We start from the raw sequence: 25738 nt of genomic DNA on the forward strand, positions 1-25738 counted from the left end.
GGGCTAAGCGCTTTAAGCCACTTGGCCGTGGCAGTGTTTAAACTTCTTGCCAGAGCCGCATGGGCAGGCATCGTTGCGGGATACGCCAGAGAATTGCAGCTTTGGGCCGCCTTCTGCTTGCATTGCCTGCATCAAAGCGGCTTTGATTTGCTCATCGTCACCACTGGCTAAGATGGCTTCTAGATCGGCATGGTTAAATTGCAGTGCCGAAGCAGGGATTTCTTGTGGGCGCACGGCTTCTACATCTTCTTGCGAGCGTACTTGCACGGTCATTACAATTTGCATGACCTCACGCTTGATGTTGTCTAATAGTTGCGAGAACAGCTCGAACGCTTCACGTTTGTATTCTTGCTTAGGATTCTTTTGCGCATAGCCGCGCAAATGAATACCTTGGCGTAAATGATCTAGCGATGACAAATGCTCACGCCAGCTTTGATCAACGTGTTGCAGCAGTACCGAGCGTTCAAACTGGCGGAAAGTAGTTTCGCCAGCTAATTCAACTTTGGTGTTATAGCTTTCAGCCGCAGCCACCTGTACGCGCTCTTTCATCGCTTCAATGGTGAGCGTGGTATCGTTTTTAACCCAATCAGCAATCGCTAGCTCGATATTTAGCTCGCCTAGGGCGCGCTCAAGACCTGCCACATCCCACTGCTCTTCCATTGAATCGGCTGGAATATAAGAGTTGAATAGATCAGCAATCATGCTGTCGCGCATTGCGCTGATGGTGTCGCTGACTTCTTCGCTTTCTAAGATCTCATTACGCTGGCCGTAAATCGCCTTGCGCTGCTCGTTAGATACATCATCGTATTCCAGCAATTGCTTACGAATATCGAAGTTGCGGCCTTCAACCTTGCGCTGTGCTGATTCAATCGCGCGGGAAACCATACCCGCTTCAATTGGCTCGCCTTCAGGCATTTTCAAGCGGTCCATCACCATTGCCACGCGATCGCCAGCAAAAATACGCAGCAGCGAATCTTCTAGCGATAGGTAGAAGCGGCTAGAACCCGGGTCACCTTGACGGCCAGAACGGCCACGCAGCTGGTTATCAATACGGCGTGATTCATGACGCTCAGTACCAATAATATGCAAGCCGCCCGCAGCAACCACGGCATCGTGGATGATTTGCCAATCGGCCTTCATGCTGGCGATTTTTGCGTGTTTGTCGGCGTCACTCAGCTCAGTGTCTTGCTCAACGGCTTTGACTTCGCGCTCGATATTACCGCCCAGCACGATATCCGTACCACGGCCCGCCATATTGGTGGCAATGGTAATCACGCCAGGCGAGCCTGCTTGGGCCACGATATCGGCTTCACGCGCATGCTGTTTGGCGTTCAGCACATTGTGCTTGAAGCCGTCTTTTTCCAGCATTTCAGAGAGCAGCTCAGATTGCTCAATTGAAGTAGTGCCTACCAAAACGGGTTGTTTACGCTCTTGGCAGCCTTTGATATCGGAAATGATGGCGTTGTATTTTTCGCCAGCGGTTTTGTAAACCTGATCTTGTCTATCGTCACGCACCATAGGGCGATTCGTTGGCACTATCACGGTTTCTAGGCCGTAAATTTGCTGGAATTCGTAAGCTTCAGTATCGGCAGTACCGGTCATACCTGATAGCTTGCTATACATGCGGAAGTAATTTTGCAGGGTAATCGTGGCAAGAGTTTGGTTCTCTTGATTGATTTCCATGCCTTCTTTGGCTTCAACCGCTTGATGCAAGCCTTCAGACCAGCGACGGCCAGACATTAAACGGCCAGTAAATTCGTCAACGATGACGATCTCGCCTTCGTCGGTCACCACATAGTGCTGATCGCGCTGGAATAATGAATGTGCGCGCATTGCAGCATAAAGGTGATGAACCAAGCTGATATTGATCGCAGAATAAAGGCTGTCGCCTTCTTTTAGCAGGCCTTTTTGGCTGAGAATAGCCTCAACTTTCTCGTGACCTGCTTCAGAGAGCAATACTGAATGGGCTTTTTCATCCACCCAGAAATCGCCTTCAGATTCTTCCTCAGATTGGCGAGTCAGTTGGCCGGGGATATCGTTAACCAGTTGATACATCTCGATGCTGTCTTCAGCAGGGCCAGAGATAATCAAAGGAGTGCGCGCTTCATCGATCAGAATCGAATCCACTTCATCGACAATCGCGTAGTTGAGTTTGCGCTGTACGCGCTCACCCACGGTGAACACCATATTGTCGCGCAAGTAATCAAAGCCGAATTCATTATTGGTGCCGTAAGTAATATCGCAGGCGTAAGCTTGCTGCTTATCGTCGTGCTGCATTTGGCCCAGATTCACACCGCAAGTTAACCCTAAGAAGTTATAGAGCTTGCTCATTGTGGCCGCATCGCGGCTGGCGAGGTAATCGTTTACGGTAATAACGTGTACGCCATTACCTGATAAGGCATTTAAATAGGCGGGCAAGGTTGCAACTAGTGTTTTACCTTCACCGGTACGCATTTCAGAAATCTTGCCTTGGTGTAGCGCTAAGCCACCCATTAGCTGTACGTCAAAATGACGCATGCTTAAACTGCGCTTAGAGCCTTCGCGGCAAACAGCAAAGGCTTCTGGCAAAATTTGATCAAGCGTTTCACCTTGGGCGACGCGCGTTCGGAACTCAGCTGTTTTAGCCCGCAAGTCATCATCAGAGAGCGCTGCAATACCAGCTTCGAGCGCGTTGATCTGCTTTACGATGGTGCCATATTGTTTGAGCAGGCGGTCATTACGACTTCCGAAAACTTTTTTGAGCAAATTTGCAATCATCTAAAGCTACCAGCAATGGGCAAGGCCCGGTTAGTGTGACAACGGCGGTTAGAACATCCTAATCCGCCGTATATGCGACCATTTCAATCAAAATTCAAGGTCAATCGCCGGATTTTGTCGCAGCAATGTTAATTTCATTCGTGGCAGGGCCAATAAAGCGTAAAGGGTTTTGTGCAATTCCTTTGTAGCGAATCTCAAAGTGCAGATGTGGCCCAGTTGAACGCCCTGTGCTTCCTAGTAAGGCAATGGTCTGGCCAGCGTTGACTTGCTCACCTACTTTTACGGCTAATTTGGAGGCATGAGCATAGCGGCTAGTGATTCCATTGCCATGATCTAAGTCAACCATATTACCATACTGGGGGTGGAAGGCCGCAAAGCTGACTTTCCCCGTCGCAGCCGCCATAATGGGTGTGCCGCTTTCGCCCACAAAGTCGATTCCTTCATGAAAGACTTGGTTGCCGTTAAAGGGGTCTATCCTTTTGCCAAAGCTTGATGATTGTAAACCTACATTCAGCGGGGCTTTGGAAGGCAGTTGCCATGTCTTTGGCTGCAGTAAGATGCTTTCTGCTAAGGCGAGCTGATCCAGCCTCGCGTTTAAACTGCTGCTCGCCGCATCAATTTCACTACCAAGAGTGGCGGCCGTTAAGGGGGTGCCCGAGTGTTGTATCCCGCCACGTGGCACGGGTTGGCTAGATAAAAACGGCTTGATATCAATACCGGTTTTATTGCCAACTTGGCTGGCTAGCCCATCTAAGCGGAGTAATTTGGCCTGTAGCTCGCCTACACGAATGGCGAGTGCGTCGATTTCAGTTTGGCGGGTGTTATTGCTGCCCGGCATTAGCCGCCATAGCGCTTGATGAGAGCTAGGTTTGATTAGGGAACCTAAGGCGAAAGCGACCGATGCCACCAGCAAAAGCATAAGCAGGGCTAGACTTATAATTTGTCGGCTATCGAGCGAAACCGTTTTGCCTAGCCGATTAGACATCACAATGATATTCATTGAATTTAACCTTTGCGAACCATTTTAATGCTGAAAAAAACCACTCTGAAGCAGGTAGGAAATGATCGACAGCTCGCCAGCCTGATGCATCAGGTAGACGATTTGGCGAGAGTTTTAACCCAAGTGCGGGGTGTGCTGCCGCCAGCGATGGCGAGTCATTGCATTGGAGTGGCTTGGTCCGGCGATACTATATTAATTGGTGTGAGTGGCAGTGCTGCTGCATCAAGGGTGCGTCAATTTGCCCCACAGATTTTGGCCGCACTGCAAGCCGGCGGATGGAAAGCTACCGCAATCTTGCCCAAGGTGCAAGTTGGTTTGCAAAGCACAAAGGCCATGCGAAGCAAAGACTTATACTTAAAAGAAGGGGCTTGCGTGGCTTTTTCTGAGCTATCTGCCACTTTGGAGGATGGGCCTTTAAGAGAAGCAATTACATCATTGCTAAATCGTCATTTACCTAAAAAAAGCTGAACTTCAGGATTTGGTCTATAAGTACTGTAAGGCTCTATAATCTAATGCTTTTATGGATTTCATGCCACATAGGACTATATCTACGAAGGAGCGGAGCGATGAGTATCAAGCAATGCAAGGGCCATGCTAAGCAAACAGGCTTTACCTTGGTTGAGTTAGCCATTGTGCTGGTGATTATCGGCTTGATTTTAGGGATGGCGTTTAAAGGCAAGGATTTGATTGATGGGGCGAAGGTGAAGAGCCTCGCCGCCCAATATAATAAAATTCAAGCGGCGTTTAATATTTATTTTGAAAAATATGGCGCATATCCTGGGGATGGTTGTACAGCTTTACAGGTGCTTGGCACCTTTGTTCAATGCCCTACTGCAGGTAGAAACGGCATCCTAAATACTGTAAATGAGGCTAATTCTGCACTGATTCAGCTGCAAAATGCCAATATTCTAACTGCTGCTGATTTACAAACGCCTTTTGGTACGACTTGGGCTGTATCTATTTCAACCTCAGCAGTTTTTCCGCCTGCGGGCACTAATTATTTATCATTTACCAATCCAGTAAACGCTGTGCCTATCGCAACGGTTGCTGATGCTCGCTATGTTTGTGCATTAGATCGGATGATTGACAACGGTGATAGTGGCGCTGTCGCGGTAGGGGGGGCTGGGACGGTGGTTAGAAGTACGACCGCACCTCTTTACACCAATGCGACGGATTGTTGGGCGCGTACAGGGACTTCGAATGTAGGTTTACGCTTATTGCCTTAACCCCCTCGTAAAGACCTTAAGGGCGTACTCGAAGCGCAGCGCGCCTTACCCCATCAACATTCTCCGTCTAAAACTTAAATTTATTTTTTATCTAAAGAAATCCGAGCTTTCCCCCAGCTCGGGTTTACTTTGTCCAATGCCCCGAATCACTTCCCTAAGTAAAGACGCGGTCACTGGCCGTTTTTCGGTCAGGGAAAGATGATTGGCGATATCCAGATGCTGATATAGCGTGGGTAAATCGCGTGAAGCGTGGCGTAGTAGATAATCGGCTAGATCATCGCTTAGCTCAAAACCTAAGCTAAAGGCGCGGCGCTTAAGGGCGTCGGCTTTTTCAGGATCGGATAACGGTTTCAGTTGATACACCAAGCCCCAACCTAAACGCGTGCTTAAATCTGGTCTAAGTAGCAGCAGCATGGGCGGTTTAGAGCCAGCGGCTAGCAGCAGCCCACCGCCATCTTTCAGCGTATTAAAGTGATCAAATAAGCGAATCTGCTCATCGCGGCTCAGCGCCTCAACATTATCGACGATCAGAGAGGCTTCTTGCGGCAGCGAGCTAGGCAGCGCGTCGTAGGCGGCATCAGTAAAAAAGATTTGAGCGCCAGCGGGTAGCATGGCGCGCGCGGCGGCGAGTAAGTGGCTCTTGCCACTGCCGCGTTCTCCCCACAAGTAGAGAAAACGCACGTCTCCCTCACCAAGGCTCCAGCAACCAAGTTGGTAGAGTAGCTCGGCGTTTTCGCCTCGAATAAAGTTCTCAAAAGAGGGCGGGGCTGGCAGTTGTAAGTCCAGCACGAGTTGCTTCATGCGGGAGGGGCTCCATTGGGTCGATGACGAGCGTGCGGGTGTTTTTTCACAAGATGCGATAAAATGCTTTGCTTTGCAGCAGGTGTTATCCCTTTTAGGGACACTCATCTGCACTAATATAACGAATGTTCGCCATTCTAGCGCAGAAGCCACTAGTGGCGCTGCCAGTTTCACGAGGCCTTGCATGACCAATCAAAGCTTGAGCTACCGCGATGCGGGTGTCGATATCGATGCCGGCGATCAGTTGGTTGAAAATATTAAGCCCTACGCCAAGCGTACCATGCGCCCAGAGGTGCTGAGTGGTATTGGCGGTTTCGGCGGTTTAGTCGAAATCAGTAAAAAATACCAAGAGCCTGTTTTGGTGTCCGGCACCGATGGTGTGGGTACTAAACTCAAGCTCGCTTTCGAGCTAAATCGCCACGATACAGTCGGCATTGATCTGGTTGCCATGAGTGTGAATGATATCTTGGTACAGGGTGCCGAGCCATTGTTCTTCCTTGATTACTTTGCCTGCGGCAAGCTCGATGTGCCAAATGCAACTGAAGTGATTCGTGGTATCGCCTTTGGTTGTGAGCAGGCAGGTTGTGCACTGATCGGTGGTGAAACGGCCGAAATGCCTGGCATGTATCCTGCGGGCGAATACGATCTGGCTGGCTTTGCGGTTGGCGTGGTAGAGAAAAGCAAAATCATTACGGGCGACGATATCGTGCCGGGTGATGTGGTACTTGGTTTGGCATCGAATGGCGCACATTCCAATGGTTACAGCTTGGTGCGTAAAATTATGCACCGCGCTGAAGCGGATTACGCTGCAGAATTTGACGGCGGCAAAAGCTTGGCCGATGTGGTGATGGCTCCAACCCGTATTTATGTGAAACCGCTGCTGAAACTTATGCAAGCGATGACCGTCAAAGGGATGGCGCATATTACCGGTGGCGGGATCAGCGAAAACGTACCGCGTGTACTGCCAAATAATGTAGTTGCGGCCATCGATGCAAAATCTTGGACCATGCCTAAGTTATTTCAATGGCTGCAAAAAGAAGGCAATGTGGACGCGCAAGAAATGTACCGCACCTTTAACTGTGGCGTAGGCATGGTGGTGATTATGGCCGCAGATCAAGCTGCCGCAGCGATTGCCCTGCTTGAAGCCGAAGGTGAAACCGTTTACACACTGGGTACGATCCGTGCCCGCGTGGGTGATGAGCACCAAACGCAAGTTGCATAAATGGCTGTAGGGGTGGGGCACTAAGGCGTGCACACCCCACAATACAGGGCGAGGGCTCTTACCTCGCCCTTTCGCTTTTGAGACTTATGAAAAATATTGTTATCTTGATTTCTGGCCGTGGCAGCAATATGCAAGCCATTGTGGATGCGCAAATTGCGGGGGCAAATATCTGCGCCGTGATTGCCAACCGCCCCGATGCCGCAGGCTTGGCGTGGGCTGCAGAGCGTGGCATGGCTACCGCTGTACTGGATCATAAGCTCTACGCTGGGCGTGCGGCGTTTGATACGGCCCTAGCTGCGCTGATCGATGGCTATGCCCCAGATCTGATCGTGCTGGCGGGCTTTATGCGCATCTTAACGGCTGATTTTGTAAATCATTATGCGGGCCGTCTCATCAATATTCATCCTTCACTCTTGCCTGCCTATACCGGCTTAAACACGCACGCACGGGCCTTGGCTGATGGCGTAAAAGTGGCGGGTTGTACCGTACATTTTGTGACTGCTGAGCTAGATCATGGCCCTATCATTTTGCAAGCCGCTTTGGCTGTGCTTGATGATGATAGCGTAGAGAGCTTATCCAGCAGAATGCTGGTGCAAGAGCATCTTATTTACCCGCAAGCAGTACGCTGGTTTGTTGAAGATAAGCTGAGCATTGCGGCTGGAAAAGTGCGTGTAGCCAGCCATAGCGCTGCCGCTGTTTTGATTTCTCCGCCGGTGTTGTGATGGGGCGCTGGCCGGGCTTATTACTGAGTGTGGCCGCGCTGTTGTCGATGCTATTGCATTTGGGCTGGATTTTTAACGAGCAAATTTATGCTTGGGTCACGCAAAAGCCTTTTACAGAGAGCGAGCTTAAAAAAGTCACGCAAAAATTAAGCGCGATTAAAGATGCCGCTAGCAGTAAACCGGCAGGGCTGGCTGGGGTTAAGCCTGTTGAAAATCAGGTCGTGTATTTGCAAAAAGGGCAAAAACCGCAGCCCATTGCGCCGGTTCCACCCAAGGCGCAGCCTAAAGCCAAAGTGAAAACGGTTGCAAGTGCGGTGTTCGTGGCAAAAGCTTCTGAACCGGCTAGCGCAGCCAGTGCGGCAGTGGCAAAACCTGTCGTGGCTGTGGCAAGCAGTGTGCCTGAGGTGGCTTCGCAAGTAGCGCAAGTCATTGTGGACTCGCAGCTTGAATCAACATTGCCGCCATTAAAAGAAAGCCCCTTGATGTTGGAGCAAAGCTATCCGGCGCAGGTAGAGATTACCTATGCTTATGGAATATTTCCGATCCGTATGAGTTGGAAAGCTGAAGCTGGGCACTATGCTTTGAAGTTGCGCGGTGCTTTGTTTTCTAAATCGCGTGAATTTATTAGCAATGGCGAAGTAGGCCCCGAGGGGGTCATCCCACAACGCTTTGCTGATTATCGTGACGGCAAAATGATTAATGAGGCGCTATTTGATTGGAAGGCCAAGCAAGTCACCTTAAATGACGGTGGCAGTAGTAAGCTTGAAGCGCTAAAAACAGGCGATCAAGATATTTTTTCTGCGGCTTTTCAGCTGGCCCTGCAAGGCGCAAAAATGAAAGACTTTACTTTCACCATTGCCAGTGGCCGCAAAATTTATAAAGACGTGCCGTTTGAAATCAGCGGCCAAGCCAGCTTGCATCTTGGTGATCGACAGATCGAAGCCATTTTGCTGCGCGGGCGCTTTGAGGACCGAACGTTTGATTTCTGGCTAGCGCCACAGTGGCATAACATGCCCGTACGGATGACATTATCGCTAGGTAGCGAAGGTAGCTTCGATATCTGGGCCAACGATATCAAAATTAATGGCGAAATGGTGTTGGAACCCCCAAGCAATAGCCGTAACGCCAACTCTAACCGCATGATGCGAAGATAAAAGACATGATTGCTTTAAACAATAACCGATACCACGCCACTATTTCTGTTCTATCTGAAATGTTGGTTTTTGCTGCCCCATCCGATGCCACCATGTCGCGTTTCTTTCGCAGCAACCCCAATCTGGGCGGCCAAGATCGCCATATGATCGCTGAGTGTGTTTACGGCATTTTGCGCAATAAAATCCGCCTAGAGTGGGTTTTGGGTAGCCCGGGCAATGCACGTAGCTTACTCACTGCTTATTTAGTGGTGGTGGAGCGTCGTAATCTGCGTGAATGTGGCGATTGGTTTCCAGATACCGAAAAAGACACCTTTGCCCTATGCAAAAGCAAAAAACTAGCTGAAGCACCGGTCTATGTACGTGCTGATTTGCCAGAATGGGTAGTGGCAGATTTAATCGCCGGTGGCATGAGTGATGCCGATATCCTAGCGCTTGGCGCGGGCCTGCAAGGCGCTGCGGCGCTGGATTTGCGTGTAAACAGTTTAAAAGCCAAACGCGAACAAGTCGCTGCCGAGCTAAAAGACGTGGGTGGAATTGATACCACGCCAACGCCATACTCACCTTGGGCCTGCGTGTAACGGGCAAGCCTGCCATCAACAAATATCGCGCCTTTACCGAAGGCCGTGTAGAAGTACAAGACGAAGGCAGCCAGCTTTTGGGCCTGCTTACCGGCGCAAAACGCGGCCAAATGGTGGTGGATTTCTGCGCGGGTGCGGGCGGTAAAACCCTGCTGCTGGGCGCAATGATGAATTCTAGCGGCCGTTTGTACGCCTTTGATGTATCAGAAAAGCGCCTGAATAACTTCAAGCCACGCTTGGCCAGATCGGGTCTATCCAACGTAAACGCGCAGCTGATTTCTAGCGAAAATGATCAAAAAATTAAACGCCTAGTTGGCAAAATTGACGCGGTATTGGTGGATGCACCTTGCTCTGGTATGGGCACAGTACGCCGTAACCCAGACTTGAAATTCCGCCAAAACCCAGCCAGCGTGCTTGAGTTGAACGCCATGCAAACCAGTATTTTGGCCTCTGCATCCCGCCTAGTGAAATCTGCAGGGCGCTTGGTTTACGCCACATGCAGCTTCTTGCCTTCAGAAAACGAAGCCATTGTTGAAGCTTTCCTCGCCGCCAACCCAGATTTCAAACTACTCGACGCACCTGAGCTATTAAAAGCCGAGCAAGTAGAAATCGCACTAACCGGCCCTTACTTCAAACTATCGCCACATCTGCATCAGGCCGATGCATTCTTTGCGGCGGTGATGCAAAAAATCTGATCCTGCGTGTCTTGTGATAATGCAAAAAGCCCATCTATGTGATGGGCTTTTTTTGGATAGGAATCAATTTATGGCGGAGCAAGGACATGGCTCGAAATAACTGTCCAAAATTAAGCTTTCAAAACCCCGTCTCCCCGAGTGATTTTGTCGGGGATCCAGCCGCGCCACTAGATTCCCGCCTGCGCGGGAATGACGGTATTCCAAGACGTTGATAAGGGCTTAATCAAGCAGGCTCACAAATTTTCTTTTGATCGAACACCAATTTCCCGCGCTCCATCACGAATAACTGGGGTCAGAAGTTCGCAGTAACAGTAATTTAGCTAGCGGGTTAAAGTCCCGCCCGAGGAATTGTCCATACGCCTCGGTAGTACGAAAGAGCGGCGTTTGAGTAATCAAGGGTCGTGAGTTCTTTACGACAAAGAGGCAGACCGTAACGAAAGTGAACCTAGAAGTAGCCTCGTTAACATTGCAGTTGCCGACCTCGTTTCTGTATAGGGAAGGCCGTTGTGCTGATGTGTTGGCAATGGAAGCCACATCCGCGAGCTGTCGGGGTAGCAGGGGCGGTATGTTTTGGAAGTTAAATTACCCAGTGCTGGAGATCCATCACGGTGGCAGGGAGACTGCCAAGCGCAATGTATAAGGAAACGAAATCAGCGCGTATCGTGATGGAAGTCGGAGGGGTTCATAGTACCGTTTGAGATTGAGGGACAACATAACCCCAGTCGAGGGAAGGGACCCTGCTTTGTTCATGCAACTGAAGAGCTGAGGATCAGGAGATTGCCATGTTGCTAATCACTCCGAATGAGATCAGGACGCTACAGAGGAAGCTGTACATCAAAGCCAAGCAGGAACCAAACTATCGTTTCTACGCACTCTACGACAAGATTTACTGTGCTGACATCCTCAAGTTAGCGTGGCGACTGGTCAAGGCAAACAAGGGCAGTCCTGGGGTTGATGGGATTGACTTTGCTGCCATAGAAAGCGGCGAAGGGGTAGATTGCTACTTGTCGGTAATTAGTCAGGAACTGCAAGATAAAAGCTACCGGACTGGGGCAATCAAGCGCGTCATGATTCCCAAAGCGGATGGCAGTTTGCGTCCACTCGGGATTCCGACGATACGAGATCGCGTGGTTCAGATGGCGACCAAGCTGGTGATGGAGCCTATCTTTGAGGCGGATTTTTGCGAGCACTCCTATGGGTTTCGCCCAAGGAAATCAGCACATCAAGCAATAGACGCCATTGCAGAAGCTTTGTGGCAAGGTAAAACGCAGGTCATCGATGCTGATTTGTCGAAGTATTTCGACAGCATTCCTCACGCTAAACTGATGGCCACGGTAGCTGAGCGCATTGTGGATGGGGCTGTACTGGCCTTGATTCAACAATGGCTTAAAGCGCCGGTTATTGGAAAAAGTGAGAATGGAAAAGCGGCAACGGTCAGTGGAGGAAAAGGGCAGCGCAAGGGCACGCCGCAAGGTGGGGTGATTTCTCCGTTGCTATCGAACCTTTACTTACATCTACTGGATAGAATCTGGCATCGCCACAATATAGGGAAGAAACTACAAGCGAGCTTGGTGCGGTATGCCGATGACTTTGTAGTGCTCTGCCGTGGCGAGACCCAAAGCCCGCTGGCGCATATGAAGTGGATATTGGATCGGCTGGAATTGACGCTTAACGAAAGCAAGACAAAAATTGTTGATGCTAAAGCCGCGTCATTTCTATTTCTGGGATTTGATTTGCGCACGAACCTATCCGCTAAAGGCACTCGCTATCCCTATATTGAGGCCTCAGCTAAATCGGTAGAGAAAATCAAGACGCGACTAAATGAAATTACTGGAAGAACCCAAACATGGCGACCAATTGAAGAGGTGGTGCGAGATTTAAATCAAGCATTACGCGGTTGGTCGAGTTACTTCCATTACCGGAATTCATCCAAGCAATTTTATAAAGTGAAGCGTCATTCAGAAGAACGGCTAAGGATACATCTTCGCAAACGGCACAAAGTCAGCGATTGGAAAACGAGCATGCTCCGTTATCCAAGGCGGGTGCTAAATGAGCGATACGGTTTGTATTCATTACCGACAGCAGCAGGTTGGAAATCAGCGCATGCTTGATGTGAAGAACATCGGAAAGCCGTGTGCGGGAAAATCGCATGCACGGTTTGATGAGGGAGGGCAGGTGAAAACCTGCTCTCTACTCTACCAAAATTAAATCCTACGATGCTTAATGCTCTTAGAGCTAAAGAAAGCGGATTTAACTTTACTCTGACCCCAGTTATTCTCCAGTTATTCTGACCTCAGTTATTTTAAAACCCCGTCATCCCCGAGTGATTTTGTCGGGGATCCAGCAGCGCCACTAGATTCCCATCTGCGTGGGAATGACGGTATTCCGCGTCGTTGATAAGGGCTTAATCAAGCAGGCTCACAAATTTTCTTTTGATCAAGCACCAACTTCCCGCGTTCCATCACGAATAACTGGGGTCAGAACAACATTAAATCCTACTATGCTTAATGCTCTTAGAGCTAAAGAAAGCGGATTTAACTTTACTCTGACCCCAGTTATTTTTTGACCTCAGTTATTTCAAAACCCCGTCATCCCCGAGTGATTTTGTCGGGGATCCAGCCGCGCCACTAGATTCCCGCCTGCGCGGGAATGACGGTATTCCAAGACGTTGATAAGGGCTTAATCAAGCAGGCTCACAAATTTTCTTTTGATCAAGCACCAACTTCCCGCGTTCCATCACGAATAACTGGGGTCAGAAGTTCGCAGTAACAGTAATTTAGCTAGCGGGTTAAAGTCCCGCCCGAGGAATTGTCCATACGCCTCGGTAGTACGAAAGAGCGGCGTTTGAGTAATCAAGGGTCGTGAGTTCTTTACGACAAAGAGGCAGACCGTAACGAAAGTGAACCTAGAAGTAGCCTCGTTAACATTGCAGTTGCCGACCTCGTTTCTGTATAGGGAAGGCCGTTGTGCTGATGTGTTGGCAATGGAAGCCACATCCGCGAGCTGTCGGGGTAGCAGGGGCGGTATGTTTTGGAAGTTAAATTACCCAGTGCTGGAGATCCATCACGGTGGCAGGGAGACTGCCAAGCGCAATGTATAAGGAAACGAAATCAGCGCGTATCGTGATGGAAGTCGGAGGGGTTCATAGTACCGTTTGAGATTGAGGGACAACATAACCCCAGTCGAGGGAAGGGACCCTGCTTTGTTCATGCAACTGAAGAGCTGAGGATCAGGAGATTGCCATGTTGCTAATCACTCCGAATGAGATCAGGACGCTACAGAGGAAGCTGTACATCAAAGCCAAGCAGGAACCAAACTATCGTTTCTACGCACTCTACGACAAGATTTACTGTGCTGACATCCTCAAGTTAGCGTGGCGACTGGTCAAGGCAAACAAGGGCAGTCCTGGGGTTGATGGGATTGACTTTGCTGCCATAGAAAGCGGCGAAGGGGTAGATTGCTACTTGTCGGTAATTAGTCAGGAACTGCAAGATAAAAGCTACCGGACTGGGGCAATCAAGCGCGTCATGATTCCCAAAGCGGATGGCAGTTTGCGTCCACTCGGGATTCCGACGATACGAGATCGCGTGGTTCAGATGGCGACCAAGCTGGTGATGGAGCCTATCTTTGAGGCGGATTTTTGCGAGCACTCCTATGGGTTTCGCCCAAGGAAATCAGCACATCAAGCAATAGACGCCATTGCAGAAGCTTTGTGGCAAGGTAAAACGCAGGTCATCGATGCTGATTTGTCGAAGTATTTCGACAGCATTCCTCACGCTAAACTGATGGCCACGGTAGCTGAGCGCATTGTGGATGGGGCTGTACTGGCCTTGATTCAACAATGGCTTAAAGCGCCGGTTATTGGAAAAAGTGAGAATGGAAAAGCGGCAACGGTCAGTGGAGGAAAAGGGCAGCGCAAGGGCACGCCGCAAGGTGGGGTGATTTCTCCGTTGCTATCGAACCTTTACTTACATCTACTGGATAGAATCTGGCATCGCCACAATATAGGGAAGAAACTACAAGCGAGCTTGGTGCGGTATGCCGATGACTTTGTAGTGCTCTGCCGTGGCGAGACCCAAAGCCCGCTGGCGCATATGAAGTGGATATTGGATCGGCTGGAATTGACGCTTAACGAAAGCAAGACAAAAATTGTTGATGCTAAAGCCGCGTCATTTCTATTTCTGGGATTTGATTTGCGCACGAACCTATCCGCTAAAGGCACTCGCTATCCCTATATTGAGGCCTCAGCTAAATCGGTAGAGAAAATCAAGACGCGACTAAATGAAATTACTGGAAGAACCCAAACATGGCGACCAATTGAAGAGGTGGTGCGAGATTTAAATCAAGCATTACGCGGTTGGTCGAGTTACTTCCATTACCGGAATTCATCCAAGCAATTTTATAAAGTGAAGCGTCATTCAGAAGAACGGCTAAGGATACATCTTCGCAAACGGCACAAAGTCAGCGATTGGAAAACGAGCATGCTCCGTTATCCAAGGCGGGTGCTAAATGAGCGATACGGTTTGTATTCATTACCGACAGCAGCAGGTTGGAAATCAGCGCATGCTTGATGTGAAGAACATCGGAAAGCCGTGTGCGGGAAAATCGCATGCACGGTTTGATGAGGGAGGGCAGGTGAAAACCTGCTCTCTACTCTACCAACATTAAATCCTACTATGCTTAATGCTCTTAGAGCTAAAGAAAGCGGATTTAATTTTACTCTGACCCCAGTTATTTTTTTTGCCCTGTAACTAGAATCATACTGCCGTGACTAAAATACACACCCTCAGCATCAGCCTGTTCGCTATCCGTTTGATAGCGAAGCAGTTCATCCTCTGTAATAATATTCTTGGCAATGGCTTCTTTTTCAAGTTTATCCATATCAATGATTTGCCTTGATAACGCATAATTTGTTGTGCTGAGAGGAAATACTTCAAAGGAAACATTACCTAAACCTTGTTTCTTAAATAAGCGATAGAGTTGGCGACCAGAAAACCCATTGTTGAGCATTTGCTCCGTGTAAAAACGATTCAATTTTCGCTCAATATCAATCTCATTGGTATCCGTACTTATAGCCCCCCAATCTGTATCCAATACCACAACTGTGCCACCTACTTTTGTTACACGGGTCATTTCGTTTAAAGTCATTGCTGGGTTAAGCAAATGTTGGAATAGTCTCTCGCTACGGCAAGAGTTAAAATACCCTGTATCAAATGGTAGTGATGAGGCGTCGGCTTGTTTGTGCTTGACCCAAGCGCTTACACCCTCTTTCTGGGCGTGTTGCTCAGATTTAGTAATCATTCCATTATCGTAATCCACACCAAACACTTGCCCTGTTGAACCAACAATTCGAGAGAGAGCTATTGTGTCAATACCGGGACCACACCCAACATCAAGAACTTTGTCCCCTGCTTTAGCCTGCATACTAGAATAAGTACGTTCTTTTAAACTACCAAGAAATTTCCCCATTGCTTGAAGGTACTCAGGGTCAACATATCCTTTCGGCATATCCATTGTGTTCTCTCCTTTTTATTGAGGTTGATGCTGGCTTGAAACGGGTTAACGTTGAAGTGACCGGCTAAATAACAGGGGTCAGAAGTTCGCAGTAACAGTAATTTAGCTAGCGGGTTAAAGTCCCGTCCGAGGAATTGTCCATACGCCTCGGTAGTACGAAAGAGCGGCGTTTGAGTAATCAAGGGTCGTGAGTTCTTTACGACAAAGAGGCAGACCGTAACGAAAGTGAACCTAGAAGTAGCCTCGTTAACATTGCAGTTGCCGACCTCGTTTCTGTATAGGGAAGGCCGTTGTGCTGATGTGTTGGCAATGGAAGCCACATCCGCGAGCTGTCGGGGTAGCAGGGGCGGTATGTTTTGGAAGTTAAATTACCCAGTGCTGGAGATCCATCACGGTGGCAGGGAGACTGCCAAGCGCAAGGTATAAGGAAACGAAATCAGTGCGTATCGTGATGGAAGTCGGAGGGGTTCATAGTACCGTTTGAGATTGAGGGACAACATAACCCCAGTCGAGGGAAGGGACCCTGCTTTGTTCATGCAACTGAAGAGCTGAGGATCAGGAGATTGCCATGTTGCTAATCACTCCGAATGAGATCAGGACGCTACAGAGGAAGCTGTACATCAAAGCCAAGCAGGAACCAAACTATCGTTTCTACGCACTCTACGACAAGATTTACTGTGCTGACATCCTCAAGTTAGCGTGGCGACTGGTCAAGGCAAACAAGGGCAGTCCTGGGGTTGATGGGATTGACTTTGCTGCCATAGAAAGCGGCGAAGGGGTAGATTGCTACTTGTCGGTAATTAGTCAGGAACTGCAAGATAAAAGCTACCGGACTGGGGCAATCAAGCGCGTCATGATTCCCAAAGCGGATGGCAGTTTGCGTCCACTCGGGATTCCGACGATACGAGATCGCGTGGTTCAGATGGCGACCAAGCTGGTGATGGAGCCTATCTTTGAGGCGGATTTTTGCGAGCACTCCTATGGGTTTCGCCCAAGGAAATCAGCACATCAAGCAATAGACGCCATTGCAGAAGCTTTGTGGCAAGGTAAAACGCAGGTCATCGATGCTGATTTGTCGAAGTATTTCGACAGCATTCCTCACGCTAAACTGATGGCCACGGTAGCTGAGCGCATTGTGGATGGGGCTGTACTGGCCTTGATTCAACAATGGCTTAAAGCGCCGGTTATTGGAAAAAGTGAGAATGGAAAAGCGGCAACGGTCAGTGGAGGAAAAGGGCAGCGCAAGGGCACGCCGCAAGGTGGGGTGATTTCTCCGTTGCTATCGAACCTTTACTTACATCTACTGGATAGAATCTGGCATCGCCACAATATAGGGAAGAAACTACAAGCGAGCTTGGTGCGGTATGCCGATGACTTTGTAGTGCTCTGCCGTGGCGAGACCCAAAGCCCGCTGGCGCATATGAAGTGGATATTGGATCGGCTGGAATTGACGCTTAACGAAAGCAAGACAAAAATTGTTGATGCTAAAGCCGCGTCATTTCTATTTCTGGGATTTGATTTGCGCACGAACCTATCCGCTAAAGGCACTCGCTATCCCTATATTGAGGCCTCAGCTAAATCGGTAGAGAAAATCAAGACGCGACTAAATGAAATTACTGGAAGAACCCAAACATGGCGACCAATTGAAGAGGTGGTGCGAGATTTAAATCAAGCATTACGCGGTTGGTCGAGTTACTTCCATTACCGGAATTCATCCAAGCAATTTTATAAAGTGAAGCGTCATTCAGAAGAACGGCTAAGGATACATCTTCGCAAACGGCACAAAGTCAGCGATTGGAAAACGAGCATGCTCCGTTATCCAAGGCGGGTGCTAAATGAGCGATACGGTTTGTATTCATTACCGACAGCAGCAGGTTGGAAATCAGCGCATGCTTGATGTGAAGAACATCGGAAAGCCGTGTGCGGGAAAATCGCATGCACGGTTTGATGAGGGAGGGCAGGTGAAAACCTGCTCTCTACTCTACCAAAATTAAATCCTGCGATACTTAATGCTCTTAGAGCCAAAGAAAGTGGATTTAACTTTACTCTGACCCCAGTTTGATCCCTGTTATTGCAAGGGCAAGTTACTTCCCAGCAGCAGCGTCCGAGCAAACTCGCGCATGGTCTCTGTGAACGTCTTCGTTAGAACGGCTTCCAGACGGCGTGCTCGCAACTCGGCGATGTGCTGAAATTGCATGGGATCGCTCTGGATGATTCCCATCGACCATTTCTCAAATATCCGATCGTTTGCGGGTGATATATGGAGAATCTGGCAATCGCTATGCCTGCGATCGTCCATGATCTTCACATATTGCCGCAGCACGGCCTGTTCCGGCCCTTCCAAGACTTGCATGAATAGACCTCCACCGTGGACCAAGACGCCAGTGAGGCCGGTGGTTGGGTTTTGTCGTTGCGCAGACTTTAGGATGTCCTTCACTTGTTCCTCAGTTATTCCGGAAGCGGCTTGGCTAACATAGAGCAGTCGAATCATGGTGGTCACCTAGGTGGACAGGGCCGCGTAAGTCACTGGGGCAGGTCTTACATTTTTCATTAGATAAAATTTACAGTGGTTTGCAAAGCCGCTTAAATTGAGTAGGCCATGTCAAACGTAAGACCTGACCCTATAGGTTTGCAAATAGGTTTTAGTTTCCGCGATAGGTTGAGAAGCCATACGGGCTTAGCAATAACGGAATGTGATAGTGTGGTACAGCAGCATCTACAGTAAAAATGACTGGGATTTCTGGAAAAAAGCTAGACGCTTTTTGCTTAGCAAACCATTCTCCTGTTTGAAAAGTAACGCGATACACGCCCTTTTCTAATTTTTTATCGTCTGGATATAGTGCCGTAATTCGGCCTTGCTCGTTTGTTGTGCCACTGTTGAGAACAGACCAGTTTTTACCATCTTGCTTTTCAAGTTTGACAGTGACCCCAACTGAGGGCAGGCCATCTTGTAGATTAAGGACATGCACACTAAGCGGATTTACTGCCGCAAGTGCCAGAGTAGAAAGGCTACTAAAAATCACGCCTGCTAAAATTGATTTCATTTTCATCATGATGGTTTCCTAATTTAGTTTGAATAACTGGGGGCAGAACAAAATTAAATCCTACGATGCTTAATGCTTTTAGAGCTAAAGAAAGCGGATTTAACTTTACTCTGACCCCAGTTATTCAGCGTCCGGTGGACCGCCGGGTTATGCCTTTTTTTCGCAGGTTTTGGATTTATTAGCGCTTGGAACAGAAACACTACCCTTTAGCGTGAAGGTGTCGCTGAGCTTATTGCATGAGTCGCAAAAAGGAACAATCCGCTCTCCATCTACGGCGGGGTTAATAACGTGCGCACCTAAAGTTGCCGCACTTGAACATTTTTCTGCTGAGCAGCTTGCAGGCCATGTATTCTCGGAAATATTTATCCAATGTTGCTTCCATGTTCCACAGACACATGCTCTGTCAGCGGTTCCACCTTTGTTGGACCAACCAGTTGTTGGGATGCTCATGTGATTCTCCTTGTGAAAGATAGTGGTGTTCTAAAAACTGTCTAGTGGAGCGAAGCGGAACGGTGCTGCAACGACTTGTTAGAGTTTTATTTTTTAAAGTGCAAACTAAACATATAAATAACAGTGGTAATGAAAACTAATATGCCAAAAACCATATTGATATATATAGTTGCTCCAGCCAACTTTACTACTGAGATTTCTGTATAAGCCTTAAAGCAGATACACATTAAAATCATTAAAGGAAATGCTATGGTATATAAAAACCACATCCATTTTGACAAAACTGGATATTTATTTAGATAGAACTTGCCTTCGCGTGTAAAAATCACTGTATTACGGTAAAATTTTTCTAGTTGCTCTTCCAGTGCATGTAGATAACCATACTGCTTTTCAATGATTCCTGCAGTTTGAAAATATTTTGCAGAAACACCAAAAACAAATAACCACAAAAACGTAGATATTAAATCTACTTTTTCATTCAATTCTGTATATGTATTTTTCTTAAACAGTTCAGATACGACCTTATTAAAAAAATCTGTATATGCTGAATGAACAATAAAAAGAGATAAAATTGCAAGCAAAAGATAAAACAGCGTATCACGCTGTTTTATTGTTGCAAAATGGATTTCAGACGAGTCTTTGTAATGAGAGCAGAGGTTGTTGAACTTGGCTTCATTCAAAGAACGACCAGCACTACTTTGCTGCATCGTTTAGCGCTTTTACGATTGCTTCTTGGGTAAAGCTCATCGCCCAACTCGCGCCAGAATTCAGCAATTGTTCTGGACTGTCATATGATTTATCAAGCTTGACAGCCACGAGTTTGTTTGTGTGTTCCTTGCTTTTCGCAACCTCGTAATTTATCCAATTCTTGTAGCCAATTTCCTTATGGTCTTTGTGTTGTTTGTTGGCCTCCTTGCCAACCAGCACGACCGTGTAATTGGCTTCATTGATTTTTGTGGAAAGAACTTGTTTAACCACTGGCACCGACCAACTGTTGATTTCAGTCGAAGAAAGATCGCTGAAATAGAAATCGAAATTGGGGTTTGCGTCCCACGCTTTTAGTAGATTCTTGTAATTCTTGTCATTGTCGTAATCAAAACTGACGAAAACTTTCTTCTTTGCCATTTCTATCTCCTGTGAGTTGATGGGTGTTGCTAACAATATATAGACCCCCTAAAACAGCAGAAAAACCACCGCCCTGGGTGTACAAAAACGCTGCGCCCCCTTGAAAGGTCTTGCGCAGCATGAAGTGTTTTATGCCGATATACTACACCCGATTGAGCGAGGACTCCCACTTTTCTTTACTATTAAGTCAGTTTTTTGATTGATCTACTGGCTTTTGGTGTAAGTTTTTGCTTGGTTTGATATAGAGCTACTACTGCGTGTTGCGATCTTAAATCGCTTCACACAAGGCACACCAGTGACGGTGCGCTTGGTGTAAAGCGGCATGGGGTTTGGGGCGGTTTGTTCTTAAATTGATTTGTGCAACAAAGCCTTTCACAAGTAAAAACCCCATCCAAGGATGGGGTTTTTGTGTTTTATGGCTTGGTTTTTAAATAGGCCCCCAGCCATTGATCCTGCTCCCACAGCATTTGCATAATGGATTCGCGGGCACGGTAGCCGTGGCTTTCATTGGGCAGCATCACGAGCCGTGCTCTTGCACCCAATCCTTGCAGGGCTTGGTACATGCGCTCGCTTTGCACGGGGAAGGTGCCGGAGTTGTTATCCATTTCGCCGTGGATAAGCAGCAGCGGGTCTTTGATTTGGTCGGCAAAGTTGAAGGGGGCCATGGCTTGGTAGACGGGTTTGGCTTCCCAAAAATTGCGGTCTTCCGATTGAAAGCCAAAGGGGGTGAGCGTGCGGTTATACGCGCCTGATCTGGCGATGCCTGCCTTAAACAGGCGAGTATGCGCCAGCAGATTGACGGTCATAAATGCGCCGTAGCTATGGCCGCCGACGGCGATTTTATTGCGATCAGCAACACCCAGCTTCACCACCGCATCCACGGCGGCTTGGGCATTCATGGTGAGCTGTGTCAGGTAGTTATCGTTTGGCTCGGTTTTGCCTTCGCCCACAATCGGCATGGCGGGGTTGTCGAGCACGGCGTAGCCACGGGCCAGCATGGCTTGCGGGCCGTTGTAGCTGATGCGGTTAAAGCGGTAAGGCGATTCGCGCACTTGGCTGGCGAGCTGGGCGTTTTTAAATTCGCGCGGGTAAGCCCACATCAGCATCGGCAGCGGGCCATCTTTTTTAGCGTCGTAGCCTGCGGGCAGATAAAGCGTGGCGTCCAGCATCACGCCATCTTCGCGTGGGTATTGGATTTTTTGTTTTTGTACGTCTTTAAGCTGCGGCGTGGGGTGCGGGAATGTGGTGAGCGCACGCGCTGCGGTTGCGCCTGTATGCAGATAAAAGTTGGGCCGTTCGGTATTGCTTTCGCGGCTGCTGATAAATTCTGCGTCGCTTAGTATGGCAAGCGGGGCTTCGTAATAGGGCGCTTGGGATTGCCAAAGCCGCTCAGCTTTTTTTCCGGTTAGAGAGTAGCGGTCTAAAAATGGTCTATCGCCCTCTGGGCCTGCACCTTCGCCAACTAGATAAATCGCATCGCCATTTTGTTTGATCACGCTTTGACCGTAGGCATTTTTGCTGGTCGCCGGATCGCCTGCATCGGCATAGCGGTCTTCCGATTTGCGGGCAAATAATAGCTCGGCAATTTGTTCTGGGTGGCCGGGATGGATGCGCCAAGTACGGGTATCGCGGGTTTTCCACCAGCTTTCTTCAATAATGGCTAGATTATCATCGCCCCACAGCACAGAAGCACCACGCCATGCTAAATCGATTAGTTTTTGGGCTGGGGCATTAAACGGTGCGGCCTGCTGATATAAGCGGTCGCGGATTTTAGCTTCTTTGTTCGGGTCGCCACCGTCTTGTGCTTCTAGCCAAGTTAAGGTGGATGGCTGATCGTTGCGCCATGCAAAATCGCGCGGCCCACTGGTAACCGCGTCATTGCCGGGCGGAATACGGTCTTGCAAAGGGCGCTCGGCGATCGTTTTGACCAGCTTGCCTTGGCGGTTCCATACCTGATAAGTCTGCGGGAAATAAGACACTGGCAGTAGGTAGGAGTAGGGGCGGCGTACAGATTTGGTGAGAATCAGCTGGCCATCAGGGGAGGCGCTGGCGGCGAGCAGGGTGAGCGGCTTGGTGATGATGTTGATCTCACCATTTAAATTCACGGCGGCCAGCTGGCTTTGTAGGTGCCAATCTAGCAAATCTGCGTCTGCAGGTGTTTTGAGCATATCAGGGTAGGTGCGAATCTGGCTTTGAGCGCCTAGCTGGCTGTCTTGGGTATTGGGGCCGGTTGGCGTAACGGGGGCGGTGGGAGCTTTACCTATTGGTGCTAGCTGCACTAGTAATTGCTCGCTAGCACTAAGCCAACTGAAACCTGCGCTGCTGCTGGTATTTAGCGGTTCTTTGATTAGTTGCTTGGCGTTGGCATTAGAAACATCCAGCAACCATAACTCCACGCCTTTATCGCCCCAGCGGCTAAACGCCACCCAGCGCTCATTGGCCGACCATGCAGAATCTGCGATGTGCGCATCTTTCGGTAAGCCGCTTACCGCGCGGCTTTGGCCGGTTTTAATATCTAACAGGCTGATGTCGCTGGCAAAATCAAAGCGGCTCTGGCTGCGCATTTTGGGGTTTAGCCGTAGCCCTGCCAGTTTTAATTCTGGCTGTGCTACATCGGCAATGCTGGGTAAGCTAGGCAGATTTAATAGCAGTGCCGTACCGTGTTTTGGCCCAAGGCGAAACAGCGGCCCGCGCGGTGCATCGACTAAGGCTTGCAGTTCAGCGGGGGGTGTTTGATAGGCGTTAACGATAGGACTCATAAATAAGGCAATCAGCAGTAAGCGGCGCATGGCGTTTCATTCTAGAAGAGGATGAATAAGATGGTCGATTTATATGCACTTTACCATAATATTTTGTAAGTTTATTGAAATATACTGTTTAATTAAGAGGGAAGCATCACTGCTTTCGTCCACGAAAAACACGAAAAAAACCAAGGAGGCTGCTAGGATTTTTATCAGAGTAGTAAGGCTGTTTTTCAAGTCGATAAAGGGGGGAGGTAAAATAGTGAGGCTTGATCGTGATTTTTTGTGTTGTCTGTAGACGATATGTTTTTTGTTCTTATGGCGTGCCTCCCTCAACTCAGGGCAAAATAAATCCCACCGCTTCGGTGGGATTTATTTATTTCACAACGCGTAATTGCGGCTTGCCCGTTGGGCGGGGAGGGGTATCGGTGGGCGGGGCGTCTTCAGGCTCTATTTCCTGAGCGCCTTCGTATTCAAAGCCCATTCCTTCGCCATTTTCGCGGGAGAAAATTGAAACCACGCAGCCGATTGGCACCAAAATTTCACGGGAAACGCCGCTAAAGCGAGCCGAAAAGCTGATGTAATCGTTACCAATCGAGAGGTTATGCGTTGCGTTGTAGCTGATATCCAGCACAATTTCGTTATTCTTAACGTGTTCCATTGGCACTTGCATTTTGCCCATCACTCGCACAACTAAATAAGGCGTGTAAGCGTGGTCTGAGCACCATTCATGCAGGGCACGAATCAAATAAGGTTTGGTAGAGACAGTTTGCATGATTTGTCCTTTGTAACTGTAGAGCGGGGAGCTGCCAGTGGGGAGTAAAACTAATGGTTCACTCCTCACTCACGACGCCCTTAATTCCTGCTTGTTACTTACGCATAGCTTTTTCGTTCGCAGTTAGCGAATCAATAAATGCTTGGCGGCTAAACAGGCGTTCGCCATATTTCATAATTGGCGCAAGTGCCTTGGTGACTTCAATACCGTAGTGCTCAAAGCGCCAGATCAATGGAGCAATTGCTACGTCGAGCATAGAGAACTCTTCACCCAGCATAAATTTTTGCTTAGCAAACAAAGGGGCGATTTGAGTCAAGTTATCGCGAATCGTGGTGCGCGCTTTTTCCATTTCTTTTTTGGTGGTGCCGCTAGTTTCCAGTGTTTTAACGTGGATAAACAGCTCGCGTTCAAAGTTAAATAACATTAAACGGGCGCGTGCACGCATCACCGGATCCGCTGGCATCAGCTGCGGATGTGGAAAACGCTCGTCGATATACTCGTTGATGATATTAGATTCGTACAGAGTAAGATCGCGCTCAACCAATACAGGTACTTCGTTGTATGGGTTCATTATTGCTAGATCTTCTGGTTTGCTGTGTACATCAACATCGATAATTTCGAAGTCCATGCCTTTTTCAAACAGAACAATACGGCAACGGTGACTGAATGGGCAGGATGTACCGGAATAAAGCTTCATCATGGCGACGGATCTCTGCAAAAGTATATGAATGCCCGCATTCTACTCACAATGAAGAGTTTAATCCAGAATATGACGCTAACATTATGATTTATATGGTTTATTTGTTGGTGCGGTTAAAGGCTGTTTTTGCTGTTTTTGCTGATTTTGGGGTTTGGGCAAAAAAAGAAGCGGAAGGTTGCCCTTTCCGCTTCTTTGCTAATAACTAGGGTCTGTTGACGTTTCATTCGCGGCTGCGTTTGGCCCAGTTTTGGGGCTGAACAAGGAGAAAATGGCGACATGGCACGAGTACCATGAGCGATTTTTAACGCCGTGCAGCCCCAAAAGTGGGCTAAACCCGAAGGGCTGAGCCGGAAAATGGCCATTCACTGCGTTATGCTCCTCGACAATAACCCGTTATTGCCTTCGTCACATGCCTTGTGCTTGGCCGTTTTCCGGCTCAGCGCAATGGCGAATGAAACGTCAACAGACCCTAGGTCGATTAATGAATATCGCGCCAGTATTCTTTCTTCAGCAGGTAGCTGATTGGTATCATAAAAAATAACAAGAATAGCAAGATACCGTAGCCAATTTGCTCACGTTTCACTTGAGCTGGCTCGCCCATATAAACCATATAGTTTACCAGATCTGCCACGCGATGGTCGAATTCGGTTTGATCGAAAGCGCCATTTTCAGCCGTTTTGGTCAGAGAGCCTGATTTAATCAGCTTAAGCGTTTTGTGCTCGTGCTCGCCTTCTTTTTTAACTTCTAAAACTTGCTGCCCTTGCAGATCCCACAACACGTTGGGCATACCGACTTTATCAAAAGTCAGGTTGTTCCAGCCGGTAGGGCGAGTGTCATCACGGTAAAAGCTGCGCAGATAGGTATAAAGGTAATCTGCACCGCGCGAGCGTGAAATCACTGACAAATCAGGTGGCGTTGCACCAAACCAAACCTTAGCGTCTTTAGCTTGCATCGACACCTTCATCAAATCCCCACTTTTTCGGTGGGGAACATCAGATTGGCTTTGATCTGGTCTTCGGTCAGGCCGATGTCTTGCAGGCGGTTGTAGCGCATGGCTACCGCACCGTGACAGGACAAGCAGTAGTTAGCGAAGGTTTGCGCACCTCGTTGCAGGCTTTCGGTATCGCGCAGATTAATCGGCGCTTTATCCAAATGCACATCGGTATTGGCTTGGCTGCCAAAGCTAACGCTGGCCAAGAGGGCGAACAGCAGTGTATTGAGTGTTTTTTTCATG

Annotated in this window: 23 protein-coding genes and 1 pseudogene; 11 read left to right on the top strand and 13 right to left on the bottom strand. The window is 48.6% G+C overall.

Features of this window, described 5'->3' with window-relative positions; all coding sequences use genetic code 11:
- Window positions 1–12 precede the first annotated feature (12 nt).
- Both secA and C1H71_RS09420 read right to left on the bottom strand, forming a co-directional pair.
- Window positions 13–2757 (bottom strand): preprotein translocase subunit SecA, encoded by a 2745-nt coding sequence (secA, locus tag C1H71_RS09415; protein WP_130106333.1) that lies wholly within the window; start codon window positions 2755–2757, stop codon window positions 13–15.
- Between the two features lie 100 nt (window positions 2758–2857).
- Window positions 2858–3757 (bottom strand): M23 family metallopeptidase, encoded by a 900-nt coding sequence (locus tag C1H71_RS09420; RefSeq protein ID WP_130106334.1) that lies wholly within the window; start codon window positions 3755–3757, stop codon window positions 2858–2860.
- 12 nt (window positions 3758–3769) lie between these two features.
- Between C1H71_RS09420 and C1H71_RS09425 the strand changes: the two genes are divergently transcribed.
- Together C1H71_RS09425 and C1H71_RS09430 are read left to right on the top strand one after the other, a co-directional pair.
- A complete protein-coding gene (locus C1H71_RS09425) occupies window positions 3770–4225 on the top strand; it encodes a DciA family protein (RefSeq protein WP_130106335.1) in 456 nt (151 codons plus the stop codon).
- A 98-nt stretch (window positions 4226–4323) separates the two neighbouring features.
- The gene (locus C1H71_RS09430) at window positions 4324–4983 is read left to right on the top strand and encodes a type II secretion system protein (protein ID WP_130106336.1); all 660 of its coding nucleotides are present in this window, start codon (window positions 4324–4326) and stop codon (window positions 4981–4983) included.
- Window positions 4984–5070: 87 nt separating this feature from the next.
- Here the strand turns inward: C1H71_RS09430 and hda are convergent, their stop codons facing one another.
- Entirely contained in the window at window positions 5071–5784 is a 714-nt protein-coding gene (hda, locus tag C1H71_RS09435) for a DnaA regulatory inactivator Hda (protein ID WP_130106337.1), read from the bottom strand.
- Between the two features lie 184 nt (window positions 5785–5968).
- On the opposite strand from hda, the gene purM reads away from it, so the two are divergent.
- The 7 genes from purM (at window position 5969) to ltrA (C1H71_RS09465) (ending at window position 14726) form a co-directional block, all read left to right on the top strand.
- Window positions 5969–7006: a phosphoribosylformylglycinamidine cyclo-ligase gene (gene purM, locus C1H71_RS09440; protein ID WP_130106338.1), complete on the top strand. Its 1038-nt coding sequence runs from the start codon at window positions 5969–5971 to the stop codon at window positions 7004–7006.
- Window positions 7007–7092: 86 nt separating this feature from the next.
- Complete coding sequence (purN, locus tag C1H71_RS09445; protein WP_130106339.1) at window positions 7093–7728, top strand: phosphoribosylglycinamide formyltransferase; 636 nt, start codon at window positions 7093–7095, stop codon at window positions 7726–7728.
- The gene (locus C1H71_RS09450; protein ID WP_130106340.1) at window positions 7728–8882 is read left to right on the top strand and encodes a DUF3108 domain-containing protein; all 1155 of its coding nucleotides are present in this window, start codon (window positions 7728–7730) and stop codon (window positions 8880–8882) included. The genes purN and C1H71_RS09450 overlap by 1 nt, the downstream gene beginning before the upstream one ends.
- A gap of 5 nt (window positions 8883–8887) precedes the next feature.
- Window positions 8888–9460, top strand: coding sequence for a hypothetical protein (locus C1H71_RS21415; RefSeq protein ID WP_262488424.1), 573 nt, complete (start codon window positions 8888–8890; stop codon window positions 9458–9460).
- The gene (locus C1H71_RS21420) at window positions 9445–10155 is read left to right on the top strand and encodes an RsmB/NOP family class I SAM-dependent RNA methyltransferase (RefSeq protein WP_262488425.1); all 711 of its coding nucleotides are present in this window, start codon (window positions 9445–9447) and stop codon (window positions 10153–10155) included. The genes C1H71_RS21415 and C1H71_RS21420 overlap by 16 nt, the downstream gene beginning before the upstream one ends.
- 782 nt (window positions 10156–10937) lie before the next feature.
- Entirely contained in the window at window positions 10938–12266 is a 1329-nt protein-coding gene (gene ltrA, locus C1H71_RS09460) for a group II intron reverse transcriptase/maturase (protein WP_130104759.1), read from the top strand.
- 1131 nt (window positions 12267–13397) lie between these two features.
- Window positions 13398–14726 (top strand): group II intron reverse transcriptase/maturase, encoded by a 1329-nt coding sequence (gene ltrA / locus C1H71_RS09465; protein ID WP_130104759.1) that lies wholly within the window; start codon window positions 13398–13400, stop codon window positions 14724–14726.
- A 160-nt stretch (window positions 14727–14886) separates the two neighbouring features.
- Here the strand turns inward: ltrA (C1H71_RS09465) and C1H71_RS09470 are convergent, their stop codons facing one another.
- Complete coding sequence (locus C1H71_RS09470) at window positions 14887–15669, bottom strand: methyltransferase domain-containing protein (protein WP_130106341.1); 783 nt, start codon at window positions 15667–15669, stop codon at window positions 14887–14889.
- Between the two features lie 568 nt (window positions 15670–16237).
- Here C1H71_RS09470 and ltrA (C1H71_RS09475) point away from each other — a divergent pair.
- Complete coding sequence (gene ltrA, locus C1H71_RS09475) at window positions 16238–17566, top strand: group II intron reverse transcriptase/maturase (protein WP_130104759.1); 1329 nt, start codon at window positions 16238–16240, stop codon at window positions 17564–17566.
- 171 nt (window positions 17567–17737) lie between these two features.
- Here the strand turns inward: ltrA (C1H71_RS09475) and C1H71_RS09480 are convergent, their stop codons facing one another.
- The 8 genes from C1H71_RS09480 to C1H71_RS09515 form a co-directional block, all read right to left on the bottom strand.
- Entirely contained in the window at window positions 17738–18160 is a 423-nt protein-coding gene (locus tag C1H71_RS09480; protein ID WP_130106342.1) for a BLUF domain-containing protein, read from the bottom strand.
- Window positions 18161–18311: 151 nt separating this feature from the next.
- Entirely contained in the window at window positions 18312–18722 is a 411-nt protein-coding gene (uraH, locus tag C1H71_RS09485; protein WP_130106343.1) for a hydroxyisourate hydrolase, read from the bottom strand.
- A 138-nt stretch (window positions 18723–18860) separates the two neighbouring features.
- Window positions 18861–19163 (bottom strand): hypothetical protein, encoded by a 303-nt coding sequence (locus tag C1H71_RS09490; RefSeq protein ID WP_130106344.1) that lies wholly within the window; start codon window positions 19161–19163, stop codon window positions 18861–18863.
- Between the two features lie 86 nt (window positions 19164–19249).
- Window positions 19250–19870: a hypothetical protein gene (locus C1H71_RS09495; RefSeq protein WP_130106345.1), complete on the bottom strand. Its 621-nt coding sequence runs from the start codon at window positions 19868–19870 to the stop codon at window positions 19250–19252.
- On the bottom strand, window positions 19857–20288 hold the full coding sequence (locus tag C1H71_RS09500; RefSeq protein WP_130106346.1) for a TIR domain-containing protein: 432 nt from the start codon (window positions 20286–20288) through the stop codon (window positions 19857–19859). The genes C1H71_RS09495 and C1H71_RS09500 overlap by 14 nt, the downstream gene beginning before the upstream one ends.
- Window positions 20289–20701: 413 nt before the next feature.
- Window positions 20702–23077: a S9 family peptidase gene (locus tag C1H71_RS09505; protein WP_130106347.1), complete on the bottom strand. Its 2376-nt coding sequence runs from the start codon at window positions 23075–23077 to the stop codon at window positions 20702–20704.
- Between the two features lie 328 nt (window positions 23078–23405).
- Window positions 23406–23804, bottom strand: a complete 399-nt coding sequence (locus C1H71_RS09510) for a ClpXP protease specificity-enhancing factor (RefSeq protein ID WP_130106348.1) — start codon at window positions 23802–23804, stop codon at window positions 23406–23408.
- Between the two features lie 94 nt (window positions 23805–23898).
- The gene (locus tag C1H71_RS09515; RefSeq protein WP_130106349.1) at window positions 23899–24504 is read right to left on the bottom strand and encodes a glutathione S-transferase N-terminal domain-containing protein; all 606 of its coding nucleotides are present in this window, start codon (window positions 24502–24504) and stop codon (window positions 23899–23901) included.
- Here C1H71_RS09515 and C1H71_RS20635 point away from each other — a divergent pair.
- A complete protein-coding gene (locus C1H71_RS20635) occupies window positions 24471–24710 on the top strand; it encodes a hypothetical protein (protein WP_188053758.1) in 240 nt (79 codons plus the stop codon). The genes C1H71_RS09515 and C1H71_RS20635 overlap by 34 nt on opposite strands.
- A 272-nt stretch (window positions 24711–24982) precedes the next feature.
- On the opposite strand, the pseudogene C1H71_RS09520 reads toward C1H71_RS20635, so the two are convergent.
- Window positions 24983–25737 (bottom strand): annotated as a pseudogene (locus C1H71_RS09520) (cytochrome c1).
- Between the last annotated feature and the right edge of the window lies 1 nt (window position 25738).

The sequence above is a fragment of the Iodobacter fluviatilis genome, from assembly GCF_004194535.1.
Lineage (GTDB): Bacteria > Pseudomonadota > Gammaproteobacteria > Burkholderiales > Chitinibacteraceae > Iodobacter > Iodobacter fluviatilis_A.

Bases quoted from the DNA above. Each gene is read 5' to 3' on its own strand.
- secA (WP_130106333.1), bottom strand. From the start codon at position 2,757: ATGATTGCAAATTTGCTCAAAAAAGTTTTCGGAAGTCGTAATGACCGC.
- C1H71_RS09420 (WP_130106334.1), bottom strand. From the start codon at position 3,757: ATGAATATCATTGTGATGTCTAATCGGCTAGGCAAAACGGTTTCGCTC.
- C1H71_RS09430 (WP_130106336.1), top strand. From the start codon at position 4,324: ATGAGTATCAAGCAATGCAAGGGCCATGCTAAGCAAACAGGCTTTACC.
- hda (WP_130106337.1), bottom strand. From the start codon at position 5,784: ATGAAGCAACTCGTGCTGGACTTACAACTGCCAGCCCCGCCCTCTTTT.
- purM (WP_130106338.1), top strand. From the start codon at position 5,969: ATGACCAATCAAAGCTTGAGCTACCGCGATGCGGGTGTCGATATCGAT.
- purN (WP_130106339.1), top strand. From the start codon at position 7,093: ATGAAAAATATTGTTATCTTGATTTCTGGCCGTGGCAGCAATATGCAA.
- C1H71_RS09450 (WP_130106340.1), top strand. From the start codon at position 7,728: ATGGGGCGCTGGCCGGGCTTATTACTGAGTGTGGCCGCGCTGTTGTCG.
- C1H71_RS21415 (WP_262488424.1), top strand. From the start codon at position 8,888: ATGATTGCTTTAAACAATAACCGATACCACGCCACTATTTCTGTTCTA.
- ltrA (WP_130104759.1), top strand. From the start codon at position 10,938: ATGTTGCTAATCACTCCGAATGAGATCAGGACGCTACAGAGGAAGCTG.
- ltrA (WP_130104759.1), top strand. From the start codon at position 13,398: ATGTTGCTAATCACTCCGAATGAGATCAGGACGCTACAGAGGAAGCTG.
- C1H71_RS09470 (WP_130106341.1), bottom strand. From the start codon at position 15,669: ATGGATATGCCGAAAGGATATGTTGACCCTGAGTACCTTCAAGCAATG.
- ltrA (WP_130104759.1), top strand. From the start codon at position 16,238: ATGTTGCTAATCACTCCGAATGAGATCAGGACGCTACAGAGGAAGCTG.
- C1H71_RS09480 (WP_130106342.1), bottom strand. From the start codon at position 18,160: ATGATTCGACTGCTCTATGTTAGCCAAGCCGCTTCCGGAATAACTGAG.
- uraH (WP_130106343.1), bottom strand. From the start codon at position 18,722: ATGATGAAAATGAAATCAATTTTAGCAGGCGTGATTTTTAGTAGCCTT.
- C1H71_RS09490 (WP_130106344.1), bottom strand. From the start codon at position 19,163: ATGAGCATCCCAACAACTGGTTGGTCCAACAAAGGTGGAACCGCTGAC.
- C1H71_RS09495 (WP_130106345.1), bottom strand. From the start codon at position 19,870: ATGCAGCAAAGTAGTGCTGGTCGTTCTTTGAATGAAGCCAAGTTCAAC.
- C1H71_RS09500 (WP_130106346.1), bottom strand. From the start codon at position 20,288: ATGGCAAAGAAGAAAGTTTTCGTCAGTTTTGATTACGACAATGACAAG.
- C1H71_RS09505 (WP_130106347.1), bottom strand. From the start codon at position 23,077: ATGCGCCGCTTACTGCTGATTGCCTTATTTATGAGTCCTATCGTTAAC.
- C1H71_RS09510 (WP_130106348.1), bottom strand. From the start codon at position 23,804: ATGCAAACTGTCTCTACCAAACCTTATTTGATTCGTGCCCTGCATGAA.
- C1H71_RS20635 (WP_188053758.1), top strand. From the start codon at position 24,471: ATGGGCAGGATGTACCGGAATAAAGCTTCATCATGGCGACGGATCTCT.
- C1H71_RS09515 (WP_130106349.1), bottom strand. From the start codon at position 24,504: ATGATGAAGCTTTATTCCGGTACATCCTGCCCATTCAGTCACCGTTGC.